At 68.7% G+C, this 1,101-nt stretch carries 1 protein-coding gene; it reads right to left on the bottom strand.

Annotation, left to right across the window (positions count from 1 at the left end; translation table 11 throughout):
- Positions 1-64: 64 nt before the first annotated feature.
- Positions 65-1,090 (bottom strand): DNA polymerase III subunit delta, encoded by a 1,026-nt coding sequence (gene holA / locus EBBID32_RS04965; RefSeq protein ID WP_006951852.1) that lies wholly within the window; start codon positions 1,088-1,090, stop codon positions 65-67.
- Positions 1,091-1,101: the final 11 nt, after the last annotated feature.

Below are 1,101 nucleotides of genomic sequence, written 5' to 3' on the forward strand. Positions count from 1 at the left end.
CGCTCGAAACGAACGGATCATGGTGAAGTCACCACCTTCCAGCCGTCAAAGCGCCTGTCGCCGCCTATCGTTCCCGCGCCGCCTGCCGGGCGATCGTCAGCAATTCGTGCCGCACCAGCAGGTCGCCGGTCCCCCGACCCGACCTTGTGGCGCGCTCGGCCTGCGCCAGCCGGGCAATGACACGGGCGATGCCGGTCGCGTCCCACAGCCGCACCTGCCGCGTCACCACGCCCTTTTCCTTCCAGAACACCGCCTTGCCCGCCGCCTCGACCGCGCCTTCCAGCCGTCCGCTACTGTCGAAATCGGCGCGGATATTGGCCAGCAGCATCGCACGGGTCAGCAGCGGGCGGATGACCGACGCCATGCTCGCGCCAACCTCCGACAGGCTGGTCAGTTCGCGATGCATGGCCTTCAGGTCACCGCCCAGCACGGCGTTAACCAGAGGCGCGACCTCCGTATCGGGATTGTCGGCCGACAGCGCATCCAGCGCTTCGGCCGTCGCTTCGCGCGGACGATCCGGCGCGGCGTCGAGGTAGAGGATCAGCTTCTCCACCTCGCCGCTCATCAACGCCCGATCGCCATTGGCCAGATCGACGATCCGCCGCGCCAGTTCGGCCGGCAGCCGCAATCCGCCTTCGCGCGCGATACCGATGGCAATCTGCTCGGACTCGCGCGCATCGGGCTGGTAGGAGACGAAGGCGAGCGCGCCCTGATGGTCGAGCGCCAGCTTGAGCAGCTTGGACGTCGCCTTGAGCGCGCCTGCCACCGCGATGACCGGATTGCCCGCCGCTTCCGCCTCCAGCAGCGCGGTCAGCCCGGGCAGCGATTCCTCGCCCATCCCATGGACGCGAATCCAGCGCTTGTCGCCGAACATGGAGAAAGATGCGGCTTCGTCCGACAGGCGGGCCGGATCGTCGCGCAGGGTCGACCCATCCAGGTCCACCCGCTCCGCCCCCGGTCCCATCGCCCGCTCCAGCCGCTTGACCAGCGCCTGGCTGGCCGCTTCGTCGGGGCCATAGAGCAGGATGAAGCGCAGCGCCGCCGATGGCGCGTCGAGCGCCTTTTCGATCTGGCCGCGATTGGCCTTCAAGGGGTACGGTC

The sequence above is a fragment of the Sphingobium indicum BiD32 genome (assembly GCF_000382885.1).
GTDB lineage: Bacteria > Pseudomonadota > Alphaproteobacteria > Sphingomonadales > Sphingomonadaceae > Sphingobium > Sphingobium japonicum_C.